Below are 18,769 nucleotides of genomic sequence, written 5' to 3' on the forward strand. Positions count from 1 at the left end.
CGGTAAAAGTCAGGCCTTCTGGCTGTGCAGGTTTTTCATCGCACGGTTCCATTCACCGGCGAAGATATCCGGCAGCACGCCGAGGGCAAAGTCGATGCTGGCATCGAGTTTTTCCTGTTCGGCGCGTGGCGCACGACCCAGGACGAAATTTGAAACCATACTGGCAACGCCTGGGTGGCCAATGCCGAGCCGCAGACGGTAGAAATTATTCTGATTACCCAACTGCGCGATGATGTCGCGCAAGCCATTGTGCCCGCCATGCCCGCCGCCCAGCTTGAGCTTGGCAACGCCGGGTGGCAGGTCCAGTTCGTCATGGGCCACTAGGATTTCCTCGGGTTTGATCCGGAAGAACCCCGCAAGCGCCGCGACAGCCTGGCCGCTGCGGTTCATGTAGGTGGTGGGAATCAGCAGACGAACATCCTGACCCTGGTGCGAGAAGCGCCCGGTCAGGCCAAAATATTTGCGATCGGCCACAAGGTTGATGCCTTGGGCGTGGGCGATGCGCTCAACAAAAAGGGCCCCCGCGTTATGCCGGGTCTGTTCGTATTCGGCGCCTGGATTTCCCAGGCCAACGATCAGTTTAATGGCGGTCACGACAGGGGCCCTTCCTTTGGAGTTGTGGATAACATCGCCGCAGCCAACGTGCGGCGAAAGTGGACGACAGGAGCTCACTTATCCAGAGATAAACTTCGCGTTATCGCCCGCTTTCTCGCTACGTTTCGGTCCGCGATGTTTCCTCAAGCTCCGACGCTGCACAGAGCATTACTCGGCAGCGGTTTCGCCTGCTTCATCTTCTGCTACAACACGTGGCGCGTGGACGTTGGCAACAGCCTTGTCGTCGTTGTGAGCCAGTGCAACGAACTCAACGCCTTTAGGGGCCTTGAGGTCGGACAGGTGAATGATGGTGCCGATTTCAGCAGCCGACAGGTCGACTTCGATGAACTCAGGCAGGTCTTTCGGCAGGCAGCTTACTTCCAGCTCGGTAGTAGTGTGGGAAACAACGCCACCTTTCTTGACCGGAGCTTCTTCACCAACAAAGTGCACTGGAACGATGGCGGTCAGTTTCTGGCCGGCAATAACGCGTACAAAGTCAGCATGCAGCACGTGGCCTTTGGCCGGGTGACGTTGCAGGGCTTTGATGATCACGTTCTGCTTGGTGCCACCAACGTTCAGTTCGATAACGTGGCTGTAGGCAGCATCGTTTTCGAGCAGTTTGGCAACTTCTTTAGCCAGCATGCTGATGGATTCAGGGGCTTTGTCGCCACCGTAAACTACAGCTGGAACCAGGCTTGCGAGACGACGCAGGCGGCGGCTCGCACCTTTCCCCAGGTCGGAACGCACTTCAGCATTCAGAGTAAAATCGTTCATGTTGTATCTCCAAAATAACCACATTCGCCCCAGCGTTTGCGACCAGCGCTAAAGGCGATATGGGCAAAAAAGCCCCGCCCCAGCGGAATGCTGGGGCGGGGCGCTTTTCGTCAGTGAAATGGTCCGCAGGTTTGACCCTTAGCGGAACATCGCGCTGATCGATTCTTCGTTGCTGATGCGGCGAACCGCTTCGGCAACTACCGGTGCGATATCCAGTTGACGGATACGCGAACAGGCTTGAGCTGCAGCGGACAACGGGATGGTGTTGGTCACCACCAGTTCGTCCAGCATGGAGTTCTCGATGTTCTCGATCGCTCGGCCCGACAGCACAGGGTGTGTGCAGTAGGCGAAGACTTTTGCGGCACCGTGCTCTTTCAAGGCTTTCGCCGCGTGGCACAGGGTGCCGGCGGTGTCGACCATGTCATCAACCAGAATACAGGTACGCCCTTCGACATCACCGATGATATGCATCACTTCAGAGTGATTGGCTTTCTCGCGGCGTTTGTCGATGATACCGAGGTCCACGCCCAGGGATTTGGCGACAGCCCGTGCACGCACGACGCCACCAATGTCCGGGGACACGATCATCAGGTTTTCAAAGCGTTGGTCTTCGATGTCATCCACCAGGACGGGGGAGCCGTAGATGTTATCTACTGGAATATCGAAGAACCCCTGGATTTGGTCAGCGTGCAGGTCAACCGTGAGAACACGGTCGATACCTACCACGGTCAGCATGTCAGCAACGACTTTCGCGCTGATGGCCACACGTGCGGAGCGCGGACGGCGATCCTGACGGGCATAACCAAAATAAGGGATTACAGCTGTGATTCGAGTCGCTGAGGAGCGGCGGAAGGCATCAGCCATCACGACGAGTTCCATCAGGTTATCGTTGGTCGGAGCGCAGGTCGGCTGAATAATGAAGACGTCTTTACCGCGAACGTTTTCATTGATCTCGGCAGTAATTTCGCCGTCGGAGAATTTACCGACAGAGATGTCACCGAGAGGGATATGCAGCTGACGTACGACACGTCGAGCCAGATCGGGGTTGGCATTCCCCGTAAAGACCATCATCTTGGACACGCGCAGTACCTAGAGGCTGAGGGTAACCTGGATGAGTATTAGAAAATGGCAGGGGCGGCTGGATTCGAACCAACGCATGGCAGGATCAAAACCTGCTGCCTTACCGCTTGGCGACGCCCCTGTATCTGTTGCAACGAGTGCCTAACACTCGATTCCTTTTAGAGCAGATTTTGCAGCTTGCGATGCAACATCGAAACGTTGCTTCCTTTTGCTACAAACCCTGTAAGGGTCTCTGTAAGAAGGGCCGAGACTTTATCAGCTTCAGCTTTGCTTGGGAAGCCCCCAAACACACAACTTCCAGTTCCGGTTAATTTTGCTTCGGTAAATTTACCTAACAAATTCAAAGCGTTACGTACTTCTGGATAACGCCTTGCTACAACCGGTAAGCAGTCATTTCGACTGTTTCCCTTGGGAACGGGGCGCACTTTAATGGGAGAAGAGTTACGTGTCAACAACGGATCTGAAAAAATTTCTGCTGTACTTACAGATACTTGCGGCACCAGCACAAGATACCACGGCTCTTCGGGCTCCACGGGGGTCAGTTTCTCCCCCACGCCCTCGGCAAATGCGGCATGCCCATGCACGAAAACCGGGACGTCGGCGCCGAGTGTGAGGCCTAGTACGGCCAGGCGATCAAGGCCCCAGCCCAGTTGCCACAAGTGGTTGAGGCCGAGCAGGGTGGTCGCGGCATTTGAACTGCCACCACCGATACCGCCGCCCATGGGCAGGATCTTATCGATCCAGATATCGATGCCGAGTGGGCAGCCGGATTGCTGCTGAAGTTTCTTCGCGGCCTTCACGATCAGGTTGCTGTCGTGGGGCACGCCTTCGAACGCGGTGTGCAGCTTGATCACGCCATCGTCACGCACGGCGAAGGTCAGCTCATCGCCGTAGTCGAGAAATTGAAACAGCGTCTGCAACTCGTGGTAGCCGTCTTCACGGCGGCCCAGGATGTGCAGCATCAGGTTGAGTTTGGCGGGAGAGGGCAGCGTGAGTTTTGCGACAGTCACGTTATTGCCCCAATTTACGCGGTTGCCAGTCCTTGATCACAAGCGTGACGTCAAGGTCGGTGCCGTGCAGTTTGATGCGCTCGGGCAGCCAGTAGCCGTTCTGCTGCACATAGCTCAGGTACTCGACCTGCCAGCCGTCCTGCTCAAGGGAGGCCAGGCGACTGTCGCCATTGAGGCTCAGTCGGCTTTTGCTTTCCGGTGCCGGCAAGCCGCGCACCCACCACACCAGGTGCGAGACGGGCAGCTTCCAGCCGATCTGCTGCTCCAGCAGTTCTTCCGGCGAGGTCGCTTCGTAGCGGCCCTGGTTGGCCACTTCAAGGCTGACTTGCCCCGGTCGACCGGTCAGGCGCGCGGCACCGCGACCCAGCGGGCCTGAAAGACGAATATCGTAGTAATCCTGGCGTTGCAGCCAGAACAAGGTGCCGCTGCCGGAATCTTTCGGTGCGCGCACCCCGACCTTGCCTTCGATCTGCCAGCCGTCAATGCTGCTGAGCTGGTCCTTGTGCTGTTGCCATTGTGCCGGGTTGCCCTGGCCTTCAACGGATTCGCGGTTGCCTACGCCCGCGCAACCGGCGAGCAGGGCGATGAAACTGAAAACGATAACGTGGCGCAAGAACATAAGCTTATAGGGTCTCGGATCCGGTCAGGCGCTTGATGGTGCCGCGCAGGATGGGGCTTTCGGGTTGTTCCTTGAGGAATTTTTCCCAGATTTGTCGCGCTTCGCGTTGCTTGCCGTTGGCCCACAGCACTTCGCCCAGGTGGGCGGCTACCTCCTGGTCGGGGAAGCGCTCCAGCGCCTGGCGCAGCAGGCGCTCGGCCTCGTCGAGGTTGCCCAGGCGATAGTTGACCCAGCCCAGGCTGTCGAGCACGGCCGGGTCTTCCGGGTTGAGCTTGTGGGCCTGTTCGATCAGCACCTTGGCTTCGGCGTAGCGCGTTGTGCGGTCGGACAAGGTGTAGCCCAGGGCGTTGAGGGCCATGGCGTTGTCCGGGTCGCGCTTGATGATCAGGCGCAGGTCTTTCTCCATCTGCGCCAGGTCGTTGCGTTTTTCTGCCTGCATGGCGCGGGTGTAGAGCAGGTTGAGGTCGTCGGGGTATTGCAGCAACGCTTGTTGCAACAACTTCCAGGCGCGTTCGCCCTGGTTATTGGCCGACAAAGTCTCGGCTTGGATCAGATACAACTGGATCGCGTAGTCCGGTTCGGCATCGCGAGCCGCGGCCAGGCGTTTCTCCGCTTCGTCGGTACGACCGTTGCTCATCAGAATATCGGCCTGGCGCAACTGGGCCGGCAGGTAATCATTGCCCGGGCCGACCTGGGCGTACTCAAGCAAGGCCGCTTGCGGGTCGTTGCGTTCTTCAGCGATGCGGCCCAGGTTCAGGTGCGCCGAGTCCACATGGCTTTCGCGCGCGACCAGCTCTTCAAGATAACCCTTGGCCTCATCCCAGGCCTTGGCTTCCAGGCACACCAGCGCGAGGGAATAACGCAGTTCGTCATCGTCCGGGTATTGCTGGACCAGATTGGCGAACTGCACCTTGGCGTCTTCCATGCGGTCCTGCTCAACCAGCATCCGCGCGTAAGTCAGGCGCAGGCGCTTGTCGTCCGGATATTTCTTGATGCTTTTTTCCAGCAGTGGAATCGCTTCCTTGCCGCGGTTGAGGTTCTGCAGCAGGCGGGCGCGTAGCAGGATCGGTGCAATCTCACCGTCTTCCGGCGGGTTCTGCTCCAGCAGCTTGAGGGCGGCGTCGGCTTCATCGTCCTGCTGCAGCAGCAAGGCTTTGCCAAAAATCAGCTGGCTGTTCTTCGGGTGTTTTTGCAGCAGGCGGTCGAAGCTCTTCATCAGGCCATTGCGCGTGTCCTGATCGGTATCGGCGGCTGACAGCGCAAGAAAGTCAAAATGCGTGTCGCCTTTGCCCTGCAGAACTTTTTCCATATAGACCATGGAATCGTCATAGCGCCCGGCGCGTGCCAGCTGCACAGCTGCCGCCCGTTGGGCTTCCAGGTCGTCCGGGGCGTTTTTTGCCCAGATCAGCGAGGCGTCCAGCGCAGCCTGGTCGGCGCCCAGGTACTCGGCGATGCGAAACGCGCGTTCCGAGATACCGGGGTCCTGGGTATTGATGGCCTGGGTCACGTAGTTATCCAGGGCAATATCGAAGCGATTACGCTGGCCGGCCAGTTCTGCGGTCAACAGGCTGTAGACCGTTTCTTCGCTGAACGAGGAATAAACCTTGGGCTTTTCAGGGGCGGGGGTGCTGTCTTCCACCGGCGCTGTAGCGTCCGGCGACACGGGTGCCATGGCCTGGCAGCCGCTGAGGAAGACAAAAGCAAGGAGCAACGCGGAAGATCTATTCATATAGGAAGAGGACGACTAACCTGCGGTCGGATCATCATGACACAAGCCTTCGGCCAAACATAACCGAGTCTCAATGGATGCCTTTATAGGCACAACGTATAGGGACAATAGACGACGGTGGTTGTTCTGGATCTTTCGAAGTAGGACAATTGTCGGCTTCCCGACATCATCAGCGATAGTGAATGGCCTTTCTCGCACTCGGTATTAACCACAAGACTGCCTCGGTAGACGTGCGCGAGCGCGTAGCGTTTACGCCAGAGCAGTTGGTTGAGGCCTTGCAGCAGCTCTGCCGGCTTACCGACAGCCGCGAAGCTGCAATCCTTTCGACCTGCAATCGCAGTGAGCTTTATATAGAGCAGGAACACCTGTCTGCCGATGTCGTGCTGCGCTGGCTGGCCGATTACCACCATTTGAGCCTCGATGACCTGCGCGCCAGTGCCTACGTGCACGAAGACGATGCGGCCGTTCGTCACATGATGCGCGTGGCGGCCGGTCTCGATTCGCTGGTGTTGGGCGAACCGCAGATTCTTGGCCAGATGAAGTCAGCCTATGCCGTGGCTCGCGAGGCCGGCACTGTCGGCCCGCTGCTGGGCCGCCTGTTCCAGGCCACCTTCAATTCCGCCAAGCAGGTGCGCACCGACACAGCCATTGGCGAGAACCCGGTTTCCGTGGCGTTTGCCGCCGTCAGCCTGGCCAAGCAGATTTTCAGCGACTTGCAGCGCAGCCAGGCGTTGCTGATCGGTGCCGGCGAAACCATTACCCTGGTCGCGCGTCACCTGCACGAACTGGGTGTGAAGCGCATTGTGGTGGCCAACCGCACCCTTGAGCGCGCCAGCATCCTCGCCGAGCAGTTCGGTGCGCATGCCGTGCTGCTGTCGGACATCCCGGCTGAGCTGGTGCGCAGCGACATCGTCATCAGCTCCACCGCCAGTCAGTTGCCGATCCTGGGCAAAGGCGCGGTCGAGAGCGCGTTGAAGCTGCGCAAGCACAAACCGATCTTTATGGTGGATATCGCCGTTCCCCGGGATATCGAACCAGAAGTCGGCGAGTTGGACGACGTTTACCTCTACAGCGTCGATGATCTGCACGAAGTGGTCGCCGAAAACCTCAAGAGTCGTCAGGGCGCCGCCCAGGCTGCCGAGGAAATGGTCAGCACCGGCGCTGAAGATTTCATGGTGCGCCTGCGCGAACTGGCGGCGGTGGATGTGCTCAAGGCGTATCGTCAGCAGGGCGAACGCCTGCGCGATGAGGAGCTGATCAAGGCCCAGCGTTTGTTGGCCAACGGCAGCAGCGCCGAAGACGTGTTGATGCAGCTGGCCCGTGGCCTGACCAACAAGCTGCTCCACGCCCCCAGCGTACAGCTTAAAAAATTGACTGCCGAAGGCCGCCTCGATGCGCTGGCCATGGCTCAGGAACTCTTTGCCCTCGGTGAGGGCGCGTCAGACAGCTCTTCGGATAAAAAACCGCAATGAAAGCGTCACTGCTCAATAAACTGGATGTGCTCCAGGACCGTTTCGAAGAACTGACCGCCTTGCTCGGCGATGGCGAGATCATTGCCGATCAAACCAAGTTCCGTGCCTATTCCAAGGAATACGCCGAAGTCGAGCCCATCGTGGCCACCTACAAAAACCTGCTCAAAGTGCAGGCCGACCTCGAGAGCGCCCAGGCGCTGCTCAAAGACAGCGACCCGGACATGCGCGAAATGGCCGTGGAAGAAGTGCGCGAGGCCAAGGAAAAGCTCGTCGAGCTGGAAGGCGACTTGCAACGCATGTTGCTGCCTAAAGACCCTAACGACGGGCGCAACGTGTTCCTCGAAATCCGCGCCGGCACCGGTGGCGACGAGGCGGCGATTTTCTCCGGCGACCTGTTCCGCATGTACTCGCGTTACGCCGAGCGCCGCGGCTGGCGCGTGGAAATCCTCTCCGAGAACGAAGGTGAGCACGGCGGCTATAAAGAAGTCATCGCGCGGGTCGAGGGCGATAACGTCTACGGCAAGCTGAAGTTCGAATCCGGCGTGCACCGTGTGCAGCGTGTTCCTGCCACTGAGTCCCAGGGCCGTATCCATACCTCGGCGTGCACTGTGGCCGTGTTGCCCGAGCCGGACGAGCAGGAAGCGATCGAGATCAACCCGGCGGACTTGCGCGTCGACACCTACCGCTCGTCGGGCGCGGGCGGCCAGCACGTCAACAAGACCGACTCGGCGATCCGCATCACTCACTTGCCGTCCGGCATTGTGGTGGAATGCCAGGAAGAACGTTCCCAGCACAAGAACCGTGCGCGGGCGATGTCCTGGCTGTCGGCCAAGCTTAATGACCAGCAGACCAGCGCCGCCGCCAACGCGATTGCCAGCGAGCGCAAGCTGCTGGTGGGGTCGGGCGACCGCTCCGAGCGCATCCGCACCTATAACTTTGCCCAGGGCCGGGTCACCGACCACCGGGTCAACCTCACCCTGTATTCCCTGGATGAAATTCTCGCCGGTGGCGTCGATGCCGTGATCGAGCCGCTGCTCGCCGAATACCAAGCCGATCAATTGGCGGCGATAGGTGAATAAATGACCATCATTGCCAGCCTGTTGCGCGCCGCCGACCTGCCCGACTCGCCCACCGCGCGCCTGGATGCCGAATTGCTGCTGGCCGCTGCGTTGGGCAAGTCCCGCAGCTACCTGCACACCTGGCCGGAAAAGATCGTCAGCAGCGAGCACGCCCTGGCCTTTGCCGGCTACCTGCAACGCCGTCGCGGCGGTGAGCCGGTGGCCTATATCCTCGGCCAGCAAGGCTTCTGGAAGCTGGACCTGGAGGTCGCCCCTCACACGCTGATTCCGCGTCCGGATACTGAACTGCTGGTGGAAACCGCCCTGGAATTGTTGCCGGCCACGCCCGCGCAGGTCCTGGATTTGGGCACCGGCAGCGGCGCCATCGCCCTGGCCCTGGCCAGCGAACGGCCGATGTGGCAGGTCACGGCCGTCGACCGCGTGCTTGAAGCGGTGGCTTTGGCCGAGCGCAATCGCCAGCGGTTGCACCTCAATAACGCCGTGGTGCTCACTAGCCATTGGTTCGGCGCGTTGCAAGGCCACACCTATGACCTGATCATCAGCAACCCGCCGTATATCGCCGCCAACGATCCACACCTGGCAGCCGGCGATGTGCGCTTTGAGCCGGCCAGTGCGCTGGTGGCCGGCGACGACGGGCTGGACGACCTGCGCCTGATCATCAAACAGGCCCCGGCTCACTTGAATGCCGGTGGCCGCCTGTTACTGGAGCATGGTTACGACCAGGCTTCGGCCGTGCGCGAGCTGTTGCTCAGTGAAGGCTTTGAAGAGGTGCACAGCCGCATTGACCTCGGCGGCCATGAACGCATCACCTTGGGACGTCGCCCGTGCTGAGCGACCAGGAGCTGTTGCGCTACAGCCGACAGATTCTGTTGCAGCATGTGGACATCGACGGCCAGTTGCGCTTGAAAAACAGCCGCGCCCTGATCGTCGGCCTGGGCGGGCTGGGTGCGCCGGTTGCACTGTACCTGGCCGCCGCTGGCGTAGGTGAGTTGCATCTGGCGGATTTCGACACGGTCGACCTGACCAACCTGCAGCGCCAGATCATCCACGACAGCGACAGCGTGGGGCAGACCAAGGTCGATTCGGCCATGGGGCGGCTGAGCGCCCTCAACCCCGAGGTCGCGCTGCTCGCCCATCGCGCCGCGCTGGATGCCGATTCATTGGCGGCAGCGGTCGGCGCCGTCGACGTGGTGCTCGATTGCAGCGACAACTTTTCCACCCGCGAAGCGGTCAACGCGGCCTGTGTCATGGCCGGCAAACCGTTGATCAGCGGCGCGGCGATTCGCCTTGAAGGGCAATTGTCGGTCTTCGACCCACGTCGCCCCGAAAGCCCGTGCTACCACTGCTTATACGGGCATGGCAGCGACACCGAACTGACCTGCAGCGAAGCCGGCGTGGTCGGCCCTCTGGTGGGGCTGGTCGGCAGCCTGCAAGCGTTGGAAGCGTTGAAGCTGCTGGCCGGGTTCGGCGAACCGTTGGTGGGGCGCTTGTTGCTGATCGACGCGTTGACCACGCGCTTTCGTGAGTTGCGCGTCAAACGCGACCCTGGTTGCAGCGTGTGCGGGACGCAACATGGTTAACGACGCGCCCATCGGTGTGTTCGATTCCGGGGTCGGCGGCTTGTCGGTACTGGAGGAAATCCAGCAGTTGTTACCCCAGGAGTCACTGTTGTACGTGGCCGATTGCGGGCACATCCCCTATGGCGAGAAAACCCCGGCCTTCATCCGCGAACGCTCGCGCCGGGTCGCCGAGTTCTTTCGCGGGCAGGGCGCCAAGGCGTTTGTGATCGCCTGTAACACCGCGACGGTCGCCGCTGTTGCCGATTTGCGCCAGGACTACCCCGAGTGGCCCTGGTGGGCATGGAACCTGCGGTAAAACCGGCGGCTGCCGCGACGCGCAGCGGGGTGGTCGGCGTGCTGGCCACCACCGGCACCCTGCAAAGCGCCAAGTTCGCCGCCTTGCTCGACCGCTTCGCCACCGACGTGCGGGTGATTACCCAACCCTGTCCGGGCCTGGTAGAGCTGATTGAAACCGGCGATCTGAACAGCCCGGCGCTGCGCCAGTTATTGCAGGGCTACCTCGAACCGCTGCTCAGCGCTGGCTGCGATACCATCATCCTCGGCTGTACCCACTACCCTTTCCTCAAGCCACTGCTGGCGCAGATGCTGCCCCCGAGCATCATCCTGATCGACACCGGCGCCGCCGTCGCGCGCCAGCTCAAGCGCTTACTGGGCGAACGCGGCTTGCTGGCCAGCGGCGCATCGGCCTCTTCACCGCTGCCTGCGCAGTTCTGGACCAGCGGCGATGTGTATCACCTAAGAAATATCCTACCGACACTTTGGAAACATCCTGGAGTTGTGCGAAGCTTCGCCTCGTGAAAATTTCGTGAAATCTCGCTGAACTTCTGGCTCTACGTCAGCTTCTATAGCGAGATGGCCTGTAAATAACCAACAACTTCGTTCGCAAAGGTAGTTTCTATGAAGCGCTTGTTCTGTATGGCTGCTATTGCGGCTGTGATGGTGGGACACTCTATTACCACCCAGGCCGCCGGCCTGGAGTTCGGGCTGGGCAGCACCAGCGATTCAACGCTGACCTACCGTCTGGGCCTGACCTCGGATTGGGACAAAAGCTGGATGCAGAGCAATGTCGGTCGCCTGACAGGCTACTGGAGCGGCGCTTACACGTATTGGGAAGGTGATGACCGTGCAGGCGCCAGCAGCCTGTCGTTCTCGCCGGTGTTTGTGTATGAGTTTGCCGGCGAGTCGGTCAAACCCTACATCGAGGCCGGGATCGGCGTGGCGTTGTTCTCCCGCACCCAACTGGAAGACAACAACATCGGCCAGTCCTTCCAGTTCGAAGACCGCCTGGGTTTCGGCCTGCGGTTTGCCGGCGGGCATGAAGTGGGCATTCGCGCCACGCATTATTCCAACGCCGGGATCAGCAGCAACAACGATGGGGTAGAGAGCTACGCGCTGCACTACACCATGCCGTTGTAAAGACACAGCAAATCCATGTGGGAGGGGGCTTGCTCCCGATAGCGTCATGTCAGTCACTCTTAATTTGACTGACAGGCCGCTATCGGGAGCAAGCCCCCTCTCACATTTGGATTCGCACTCATTTGAGTATCAGCGATAGACCGTAGCAATACCTGCACGCTCTTCCAGGCACTCCGGCGCCCCCATCTCGAATTCCCGGCATATCAACGGCCGAAGCTCATAGATCGTGCACATCATAGTGTTCCGGTCCAGCGCCGCACACCAGCCGTCATCCAGGCGCAGCATCACTTCGCCGCCCCAGTCGTCGGTATCGATATAGCGCTGCGGCACGCCGGTGTCGGTGATCAGCATGACCTCCAACTGGCAACAGCAGGCCGCACACGTCGAGCAGGTGACGGCGGGTTCGGTGATTTGAGTGTGAGGGATGTTGGTCATAGGCGCGCAGTGTAAGCCAAGCAGGCCATGGGTGTAGGAATGCGCGACGGACGTCAGTGAGCCAGCCGCTGCATGCCGACAAACACTGCGGCCCAAAGTACCGCCAGCCCGGCCATTGTCGGCCCCAGTCCATAGCCAAACTGCACGCCAGCCAATTGGCTGCCGGCGTAATACGACAACGGCCCACCCACCGCGCCCAACAGGGCGGCACGCCACCAGGGCCGGGCGCTCCAGGCCAGGCAATGGCGCAGGGTGGTGGCCAGTAATGCCCACAGCAGCATCAACCAGAACGGAATCAACGGCCCCGGTTCGCTGAAGTGGAATACCCCCAGGGTGCGCAACAGCGTGTCGAGCAGCGTGCCGGCGAGCGTCACGCCGATGATCAACACCCCGTCATCCGCCAGCGGGCTTATCCACAGCAGGTTGATCACCAGTACCGCCAACCCCACCAGCAACCACAGGCTGTCGCCGCCGAGCACACAGGCAAACCAGCCGCATTGGAACAACGCGGCATTCGCCAGGGATTTAAGCACTGAAGCGCCCGAGCAACGGCGGGTTGATTGCCGCTGGCTTGGCCAGCAGTAACTGCGCGGTGCCAATCGTGCGCTCCATGAAGCCGCCCTCGCAGTAGCACAGGTAGAACTCCCACAAGCGCAGGAAGTACTCGTCGTAGCCAAGCTCCGCGAGGCGGCCATGGGCACGGCGAAAGTTCTCATGCCACAGGCGCAGGGTTCGTGCGTAGTGCAGGCCGAAATCTTCCATGTGCAGCAGGTTCATGTCGGTGTCGCGGCAGACGATCTGCAGCATGTTCTGCACACTGGGCAGGGCGCCGCCGGGAAAGATGTAGCGTTGAATGAAGTCGACGCTGTGCTTGGCCTGCTCAAAGCGTTGTTCGCGGATGGTGATGGCTTGCAGCAGCATCAGGCCGTCGGGTTTGAGCAAATGCGCACACTGCTTGAAATACGTGGGCAGGAAGCGATGGCCTACCGCTTCGATCATTTCGATGGACACCAGCTTGTCGTACTCACCCGTGAGGTCGCGGTAGTCCTGCAGCAGCACCGTCACCTGACTGTGCAGGCCCGCCGCCGCGATGCGCTGCGCGGTGTAGGCAAACTGCTCTTTGGACAGGGTGGTCGTGGTGACCCTGCAACCGTAATGCTGCGCCGCGTACAGCGCCATGCTGCCCCAGCCGGTGCCGATTTCCAGCAGGTGATCAGTGGGCTTGAGCGACAGTTTCTGGCAGATGCGTTCCAGCTTGTTCAGTTGCGCTTGTTCCAGGGTGTCGTCGGCGCTGAGAAATTGCGCTGCCGAATACATCATGGTCGGGTCGAGAAACGCCTCGAACAGGTCGTTGCCCAGGTCGTAATGGGCCGCGATGTTTTTCTGCGAGCCCTTGCGTGTGTTGCGGTTGAGCCAGTGCAGGCCCTGGGTGAACGGCCGCGCCAGGCGGGCCAGGCCACCTTCCATCGCATCAAGCACGTCGAGGTTGCTGACCATCACCCGCACCACGGCGGTCAGGTCCGGGCTGCTCCAATAACCGTGGATAAATGCCTCGCCGGCGCCGATAGAGCCGTTGGCGGCCACCAGGCCCCACGCCGCCGAATCCAGGATCTGGATTTCCCCCAGCAGGTGCGCTTCCCGTGCGCCGAACACTTGTCGCTCGCCGTCCTCGACGATCACCAATTGCCCATGGCGCAATTGGCTGAGTTGGCGCAACACGCCTTTGCGCAATAGCGCAGCGCTGATGCCGTTGACGTTCAGGCGATTGGTCTTGACCGATAAGCTAGGGGATTTCATGGCGGCGGTCCTTGGTATACCCGACTGCGGTGCTGGAGACGCCATCGGCGGCTCGGTGGGGGAAAATCGGTGTGCGTTTGAGCAGCAGGCGCAGGGCCTGCCAGTAGATCGCGAGGCAAATTTTGGCGGTCATCCAGGGAAAGCGCCATAGATAGCGATGCAGGCTGGCGCGGTTCAAGGCCTCTTTTTGCAGGCTCAAGGTGGCGTCGAAGACTTTATGCGCGCCTTGCCAATCGGCCATGTGCACGCCGAGCCGGGCGGCCGGCGGGCTGAAGCTCATGCGGTATTCCAGGTCGCGCGGCAGGAAGGGCGACACATGGAACGCCTTGGCCACGGCGAAGTGCTGATGCTCATCGGCGCCCAGTGCCTGGGCCGGCAAAACGTAGTGATAGCGCTCGCGCCAGGGGGTGTTGGTGACTTCACACAGGATCGCCGCCAGTTGCCCGTCGGCCTCGAAGCAATAGAAGAAACTCACCGGGTTGAACGCCAGGCCCCAACTGCGGGCCTGGGTCAGAAGGCAGATAGCGCCCTGCGGGGTGCGCCCCAGGGCCTGGCCGACTTCCTGGCGCACCGCGTCGCTCAAGCTCATACCGTGGCGCGTGAATTGGCGCAGGTAATCCTGCTGGCGAAAGCCGAACGGCGCCAGGCGGCTCCCGCCGGCCAGGGGGACAGCGCGAGGACCGCGTCCTCTTCGCTGAGGTCCAGGTACAGCAGGCCGATGCGGTAGCGAAAGGCATGGGCCTTGGGCGTAAACCGACGATGGGCGATCCAGCCGCTGTACAGGGCGCTGTTCACAGGGTTTCCCCAAAGGCCTGGGCCACGCGCAGGGCGCTGACCACGCCGTCTTCGTGGAAACCGTTGGCCCAGTAGGCGCCGCAGTAGAACGTGTTGCGCGCGCCATGCAATTCTTCCCAGCGCGCCTGCGCGGCCACCGCTGCCAGGCTGTATTGCGGATGAGCATAGGTGTAGCGCGCCAGGATCTTCAGCGGATCGATCATCGACGTCTGGTTGAGGCTCACGCAAAAGGTGGTGGCGCTGTCGATGCCTTGCAGGATGTTCATGTCGTAGGTGACAGCGGCCTGATGCTGCTGACTGCCGCTCAGCCGGTAATTCCAACTGGCCCAGGCCAGCTTGCGGTCGGGCAGCAGTCGCGTGTCGGTGTGCAGCACCACGTCGTTGTCGGCATAGGGCAGGGCGCCAAGGATTTGCTGTTCGGCCAGGCTGGGGTCGGCGAGCAATGCCAGGGCCTGGTCGCTGTGGCAGGCGAAGACCACGCGATCGAACGTCTCGCTGCCGGCCGCGCTGTGGATAACCACGCCGTCGTCGGTGCGTTGCACGTTATGCACAGGGCAGTTGAGGCGCACGTGATCGCGGAAACTGCGGGCCAGCGGTTCGATATAACAGCTGGAGCCGCCTTCGATCACGCACCATTGCGGGCGATTGCTCACCGACAGCAAACCGTGGTTCTTGAAGAAACGCACGAAGAACTGCAAGGGGAACTTGAGCATGTCGGCCAGAGACATCGACCAGATCGCCGCGCCCATCGGCACGATGTAGTGGCGAATAAAGCGCGGGCCATAACCACCGGCGTCGAGATAATCACCCAGGGTCATGTCGGCGCTGATGCGCTGCGCTTGCAGGTCCTGCGGCGCCTGGCGATTGAAGCGCAGAATATCGCGCAGCATGCCCCAGAAGCCTGGCGACAGCATGTTGCTACGCTGGGCAAACAGGCTGTTGAGGTTATTGCCGTTGTATTCGAACCCCGCGCTCGGGTCGCACACCGAGAAACTCATCTCGGTGGGTTTGAACCTGACGCCGATCTGCCCCAGCAGGCGGATGAAATTGGGATAGGTCCAGTCGTTGAACACAATAAAGCCGGTGTCCACCGCATAGCATTGGCCTTCGACCGTCACGTTGGCCGTATGGGTATGCCCGCCGAGGCAGTCACCCGCCTCGAACAGCGTGATGTCGTGGCGCCGGCTGAGCAGGTAGGCGCTGGTCAGCCCGGCGATACCGCTGCCGATAATGGCGATCTTCACAGGTCGTCCTTGTGCGGCGGCGGGCTGCGCAACATGCGTTTGCCGATGATCAATTGGGCCCGGTTCGGCAGCTTCGACAGCGGCCACAAGGTGGCGATGAACATGGCCGGAAAGGCGATCTCCAGCGGGCGCTTTTCCAGTTTGGCGAAGATATGCTTCGCCGCCTTGTCGGCCGACCAGCTCAACGGCATGGGGAAATCATTGCGTTCGGTCAGTGGAGTGTCGACAAACCCCGGGCTGATCACCGTGACGTCGATGTTCTCGGGCGACAGGCTGATGCGCAGGGATTCGAACAAGTAGCGCAGCCCCGCTTTCGAGGCACCGTAGGCTTCGGCACGTGGCATGGGCAGGTAGGTCACGGCGCTGGCCACGCCCACCAGGTGTGGCGTACGCCCGGCACGCAACAGCGGCAGCGCGGCTTCGATGCAATAACTGCTGGCCAGCAGGTTGGTGCGCACCACGTGTTCGACAATCGACGCATCGAACTGCCGGGCGTCGACGTACTCACATGTGCCGGCGTTGAGGATCACCGTATCCAGCGAGCCCCAAACTTCGCCGATTCGTTCACCGATCTCGCGTACGGTCTGGCTGTTGGTCAAGTCGCCGGCCACCACCAGCACCTGCCCCGGATAACGCTGGGCGAGTGCTGCCAACGGGCCTTTGGTGCGCGAGCTGAGCGCCACATGGGCGCCGCTGTTGAGCAACTCCACGGCCAGCGCGGCGCCGATGCCACTGCTGGCGCCGGTCAACCAATAACGACGGGGCGGTGTCAGGCTCATCCCATTCTCCTCTCTGGACGCGTGGGCAGGCTGCGAAAGGCGGCAAGGGCGCGCTCGCGGGAGTGTTTCAGGTCGACAATGGCGCGCGGGTAATCGGCGATGCCGAACAAACCGCCGGCGGCTTGCGGGTTGTGCACGTCCTTCTTGTTCAGCGCGGCCAGCTCCGGCAGCCAGTGCTTGATGAACAGGCCTTCGCTGTCGAATTTTTCCGACTGGCTCAACGGGCTGAAAATCCGGAAATACGGCGCCGAATCGGTGCCCGTCGACGAACTCCACTGCCAGCCGCCGTTGTTGGCCGCCAAGTCGCCGTCGATCAGGTGCCGCATGAAGAAGCGCTCACCCTCGCGCCAGTCGATCAGCAGATTCTTGGTCAGGAACATCGCCACCACCATGCGCAGGCGGTTGTGCATCCAGCCGGTTTCCAGCAGTTGGCGCATGGCCGCGTCGATAATCGGCAAACCGGTGCGCGCTTGCTGCCAGGCGGCCAGGTCCTCGGGCGCGTTGCGCCAAGCCACGGCTTCGGTTTCGGGGCGGAACGCACGATGGCGCGAGACCCGTGGATAACCCACCAGGATGTGTTTGTAGAACTCACGCCACAGCAGTTCGTTGATCCAGGTAATCGTGCCGATGTCGCCGCTTTCGAACTCGCCCTGGTTGGACTGCAACGCCGCGTGCAGGCACTGGCGTGGCGACACGACTCCGGCGGCCAGGTAGGCGGACAGCTGGCTGGTGCCGGGCTTGGCGGGGAAGTCGCGCTCGTCTTTGTAATAGTTGATTTGCTCGTCTGCAAAAGCGTCGAGGCGGCGGCGCGCTTCGTCTTCACCGGCGGGCCACAGGGCGCGCAAGGTTTCACTGGGTGGCGCGAACCCTTCAACGCGGGTGGGGATGACGTCGCTTTTCACGTCGAGCCTGGCCTGGGCCTTGGGGCTTGCCACCAGGCGCGGCAAGGCGCTGTGCAGGCGGGTGTAACAGACTTTGCGGAACTGGCTGAACACCTGGAAGTAAGTGCCGGACTGGGTCAACACGCTGCCCGGCTGGAAAAACAGCTGGTCCAGGTAATGGTGGAAGGTCACGCCCTGGGCTTCCAACGCCTGGGCCACGGCGGCGTCGCGGCGGCTCTCGTGGATACCGTATTCGTCGTTGACGTGCACCGATTGCACCTTGAGCTCCCGACACAGCTGGCTCAATACGCCGGGCGCCTGGTCCCAGGTGTCGGCGTGACGGATCAACAGCGGGATGTTCAGGGCTGCCAGCGCCTGGCTCAGTGCCTGGAGGTTGCGCAGCCAGAAGTCGACCTTGCAGGGCGCGTCATCGTGGGCCAGCCATTGTTGCGGCGTGATCAGGTAAACCGCCGCGACCGGGCCTCTCTGGCTTGCGGCAGCCAGGGCGGTGTTGTCGTGAAGGCGCAGGTCGGTGCGCAGCCAGATCAAGTGCATTTAGACAATTCCACGCTGGAGCAATATCTGATGGGCCGACAACGGGTCTTCGGCGACGAACACGTCGGGGAGGTCATGGGTGAGTGCGGCCAACTCGGCGTGGTGGATGCACACCGTGGGGCCGGCAATCAGTATCGGGCAACCAACGCCGGCCAGCAGTTTGGTGAGTGCCGGGACCTGCAGCGCTTTGCTTGAATACAGCAGCACCGCGCGCGGTTGCAGGTGTTCTACCGCCAGGGCCAGTTCGCCGGCGGGCAGCGGCCAATCGAACACTTCCACCGGGCAGTCGGCGCTGCTGGCCAGCCAGGCGCTGAGCCACAAGTGCGGTTCCAGGGGCAAGTCGGAATGATTGACCAGCAGCAACGGAGTGCCGTGGAGTTGACGATTGTTGTGGTAGATCCGCGCGCCAAACTTGCTGCGCAGCCAGGACAGGAAAAACACCCGCTCCATCTGCGCGCCGAATTGACCCTGCCATTTTTGTTCAAGCTCGCTGAGCAGCGGCAGCATCAACTGCTCGCACAAGGTACGTGGTGGGTAGAGCGCCATGGCTTGGTTGAAGGCATCGTCGACCCGACGTTCAGCCAATTCGCCAATGGCATTGACCAAGGTTTGGCGCAGGGCGTGCCATTCGTTTTCCATCGGCTCGGGGTTGGCCTGGGCGGAGTCGATCAGGCCTTTTACCTGGCTGACCGGCACGCCCCGATTGAGCCAGGTGAGGATGGCGTGGATGCGCTGCACATGTTCGGCGCTGAACAACCGGTGCCCTTTGGGCGTGCGCTGGGGCACGATCAGGCCGTAGCGGCGTTCCCAGGCGCGCAGAGTCACGGCGTTGACGCCGGTCTGGCGCGCCACCTCGCGGATCGGTAACCAGCCATTTTTCAGGGCTTGGGCGATGTCTTCGCCGGTTTCGTCTTGCAGGGCAACGTTCAT

The 18,769-nt window shown here is 61.3% G+C and carries 18 protein-coding genes, 1 tRNA gene and 2 pseudogenes; 6 read left to right on the forward strand and 15 right to left on the reverse strand.

Translation table 11 applies throughout. The annotated features are described in order from the left end of the window. Nucleotides 1-9: 9 nt before the first annotated feature. From pth to C4J93_RS03760, 7 genes are all read right to left on the reverse strand, one after another. Nucleotides 10-594 carry an aminoacyl-tRNA hydrolase gene (gene pth / locus C4J93_RS03730; RefSeq protein ID WP_003188350.1) on the reverse strand — a complete coding sequence of 195 codons (585 nt, stop codon included), beginning with the start codon at nt 592-594 and terminating at the stop codon, nt 10-12. Nucleotides 595-762: 168 nt separating this feature from the next. After that, entirely contained in the window at nt 763-1,368 is a 606-nt protein-coding gene (locus C4J93_RS03735) for a 50S ribosomal protein L25/general stress protein Ctc (RefSeq protein WP_124361194.1), read from the reverse strand. Between the two features lie 138 nt (nt 1,369-1,506). Then, a complete protein-coding gene (locus C4J93_RS03740; protein ID WP_003208392.1) occupies nt 1,507-2,448 on the reverse strand; it encodes a ribose-phosphate pyrophosphokinase in 942 nt (313 codons plus the stop codon). 46 nt (nt 2,449-2,494) lie between these two features. Beyond that, nucleotides 2,495-2,569: transfer RNA gene (locus C4J93_RS03745), tRNA-Gln, on the reverse strand. A 37-nt stretch (nt 2,570-2,606) separates the two neighbouring features. Then, complete coding sequence (gene ispE, locus C4J93_RS03750; protein ID WP_256660182.1) at nt 2,607-3,410, reverse strand: 4-(cytidine 5'-diphospho)-2-C-methyl-D-erythritol kinase; 804 nt, start codon at nt 3,408-3,410, stop codon at nt 2,607-2,609. Between the two features lie 49 nt (nt 3,411-3,459). Continuing rightward, on the reverse strand, nt 3,460-4,077 hold the full coding sequence (gene lolB, locus C4J93_RS03755) for a lipoprotein insertase outer membrane protein LolB (RefSeq protein WP_124428630.1): 618 nt from the start codon (nt 4,075-4,077) through the stop codon (nt 3,460-3,462). A gap of 4 nt (nt 4,078-4,081) precedes the next feature. After that, complete coding sequence (locus C4J93_RS03760; protein WP_124361197.1) at nt 4,082-5,806, reverse strand: tetratricopeptide repeat protein; 1,725 nt, start codon at nt 5,804-5,806, stop codon at nt 4,082-4,084. A gap of 182 nt (nt 5,807-5,988) precedes the next feature. Here C4J93_RS03760 and hemA point away from each other — a divergent pair, with 182 nt between their 5' ends. From hemA to C4J93_RS03790, 6 genes and pseudogenes are all read left to right on the forward strand, one after another. Beyond that, a complete protein-coding gene (hemA, locus tag C4J93_RS03765) occupies nt 5,989-7,278 on the forward strand; it encodes a glutamyl-tRNA reductase (protein WP_124361198.1) in 1,290 nt (429 codons plus the stop codon). Continuing rightward, nucleotides 7,275-8,357: a peptide chain release factor 1 gene (gene prfA, locus C4J93_RS03770; protein WP_124428631.1), complete on the forward strand. Its 1,083-nt coding sequence runs from the start codon at nt 7,275-7,277 to the stop codon at nt 8,355-8,357. Before hemA ends, prfA begins: the two co-directional genes overlap by 4 nt. After that, the gene (gene prmC / locus C4J93_RS03775) at nt 8,358-9,188 is read left to right on the forward strand and encodes a peptide chain release factor N(5)-glutamine methyltransferase (protein WP_124428632.1); all 831 of its coding nucleotides are present in this window, start codon (nt 8,358-8,360) and stop codon (nt 9,186-9,188) included. Continuing rightward, on the forward strand, nt 9,182-9,937 hold the full coding sequence (locus C4J93_RS03780; protein ID WP_124403024.1) for a molybdopterin-synthase adenylyltransferase MoeB: 756 nt from the start codon (nt 9,182-9,184) through the stop codon (nt 9,935-9,937). Before prmC ends, C4J93_RS03780 begins: the two co-directional genes overlap by 7 nt. After that, nucleotides 9,930-10,735 (forward strand): annotated as a pseudogene (gene murI, locus C4J93_RS03785) (glutamate racemase). Before C4J93_RS03780 ends, murI begins: the two are co-directional and overlap by 8 nt. Before the next feature lie 99 nt (nt 10,736-10,834). Further along, nucleotides 10,835-11,353, forward strand: a complete 519-nt coding sequence (locus C4J93_RS03790; RefSeq protein WP_065891717.1) for an acyloxyacyl hydrolase — start codon at nt 10,835-10,837, stop codon at nt 11,351-11,353. A gap of 129 nt (nt 11,354-11,482) precedes the next feature. On the opposite strand, the gene C4J93_RS03795 is transcribed toward C4J93_RS03790, so the two are convergent. The 8 genes and pseudogenes from C4J93_RS03795 to C4J93_RS03830 all read right to left on the reverse strand — a co-directional run bounded on the left by C4J93_RS03795 (nt 11,483) and on the right by C4J93_RS03830 (nt 18,769). Then, nucleotides 11,483-11,788 carry a YkgJ family cysteine cluster protein gene (locus C4J93_RS03795; RefSeq protein WP_124428633.1) on the reverse strand — a complete coding sequence of 102 codons (306 nt, stop codon included), beginning with the start codon at nt 11,786-11,788 and terminating at the stop codon, nt 11,483-11,485. Nucleotides 11,789-11,841: 53 nt separating this feature from the next. Beyond that, nucleotides 11,842-12,321, reverse strand: coding sequence for a DUF2878 domain-containing protein (locus tag C4J93_RS03800; RefSeq protein ID WP_124361205.1), 480 nt, complete (start codon nt 12,319-12,321; stop codon nt 11,842-11,844). After that, nucleotides 12,314-13,585 (reverse strand): cyclopropane-fatty-acyl-phospholipid synthase family protein, encoded by a 1,272-nt coding sequence (locus C4J93_RS03805; RefSeq protein ID WP_124428634.1) that lies wholly within the window; start codon nt 13,583-13,585, stop codon nt 12,314-12,316. The genes C4J93_RS03800 and C4J93_RS03805 overlap by 8 nt, the downstream gene beginning before the upstream one ends. Further along, a pseudogene (locus C4J93_RS03810) lies at nt 13,572-14,380 on the reverse strand (DUF1365 domain-containing protein). Before C4J93_RS03810 ends, C4J93_RS03805 begins: the two are co-directional and overlap by 14 nt. Beyond that, nucleotides 14,377-15,624, reverse strand: coding sequence for an NAD(P)/FAD-dependent oxidoreductase (locus C4J93_RS03815; protein WP_124428635.1), 1,248 nt, complete (start codon nt 15,622-15,624; stop codon nt 14,377-14,379). The pseudogene C4J93_RS03810 and the gene C4J93_RS03815 overlap by 4 nt, the downstream one beginning before the upstream one ends. Further along, entirely contained in the window at nt 15,621-16,403 is a 783-nt protein-coding gene (locus C4J93_RS03820) for an SDR family oxidoreductase (RefSeq protein WP_124428636.1), read from the reverse strand. Before C4J93_RS03820 ends, C4J93_RS03815 begins: the two co-directional genes overlap by 4 nt. Then, a complete protein-coding gene (phrB, locus tag C4J93_RS03825) occupies nt 16,400-17,839 on the reverse strand; it encodes a deoxyribodipyrimidine photo-lyase (protein ID WP_124428637.1) in 1,440 nt (479 codons plus the stop codon). Before phrB ends, C4J93_RS03820 begins: the two co-directional genes overlap by 4 nt. Continuing rightward, entirely contained in the window at nt 17,840-18,769 is a 930-nt protein-coding gene (locus tag C4J93_RS03830; protein WP_124428638.1) for a MerR family transcriptional regulator, read from the reverse strand. It lies immediately after the preceding gene.

The organism is Pseudomonas sp. R2-37-08W (assembly GCF_003851705.1).
In the GTDB taxonomy this organism is placed as follows: Bacteria; Pseudomonadota; Gammaproteobacteria; order Pseudomonadales; family Pseudomonadaceae; genus Aquipseudomonas.

Bases quoted from the DNA above. Each gene is read 5' to 3' on its own strand.
- C4J93_RS03735 (WP_124361194.1), bottom strand. From the start codon at position 1,368: ATGAACGATTTTACTCTGAATGCTGAAGTGCGTTCCGACCTGGGGAAA.
- ispE (WP_256660182.1), bottom strand. From the start codon at position 3,410: ATGCTGCACATCCTGGGCCGCCGTGAAGACGGCTACCACGAGTTGCAG.
- lolB (WP_124428630.1), bottom strand. From the start codon at position 4,077: ATGTTCTTGCGCCACGTTATCGTTTTCAGTTTCATCGCCCTGCTCGCC.
- C4J93_RS03760 (WP_124361197.1), bottom strand. From the start codon at position 5,806: ATGAATAGATCTTCCGCGTTGCTCCTTGCTTTTGTCTTCCTCAGCGGC.
- hemA (WP_124361198.1), top strand. From the start codon at position 5,989: ATGGCCTTTCTCGCACTCGGTATTAACCACAAGACTGCCTCGGTAGAC.
- prfA (WP_124428631.1), top strand. From the start codon at position 7,275: ATGAAAGCGTCACTGCTCAATAAACTGGATGTGCTCCAGGACCGTTTC.
- prmC (WP_124428632.1), top strand. From the start codon at position 8,358: ATGACCATCATTGCCAGCCTGTTGCGCGCCGCCGACCTGCCCGACTCG.
- C4J93_RS03790 (WP_065891717.1), top strand. From the start codon at position 10,835: ATGAAGCGCTTGTTCTGTATGGCTGCTATTGCGGCTGTGATGGTGGGA.
- C4J93_RS03795 (WP_124428633.1), bottom strand. From the start codon at position 11,788: ATGACCAACATCCCTCACACTCAAATCACCGAACCCGCCGTCACCTGC.
- C4J93_RS03805 (WP_124428634.1), bottom strand. From the start codon at position 13,585: ATGAAATCCCCTAGCTTATCGGTCAAGACCAATCGCCTGAACGTCAAC.
- C4J93_RS03820 (WP_124428636.1), bottom strand. From the start codon at position 16,403: ATGAGCCTGACACCGCCCCGTCGTTATTGGTTGACCGGCGCCAGCAGT.
- phrB (WP_124428637.1), bottom strand. From the start codon at position 17,839: ATGCACTTGATCTGGCTGCGCACCGACCTGCGCCTTCACGACAACACC.
- C4J93_RS03830 (WP_124428638.1), bottom strand. From the start codon at position 18,769: ATGAACGTTGCCCTGCAAGACGAAACCGGCGAAGACATCGCCCAAGCC.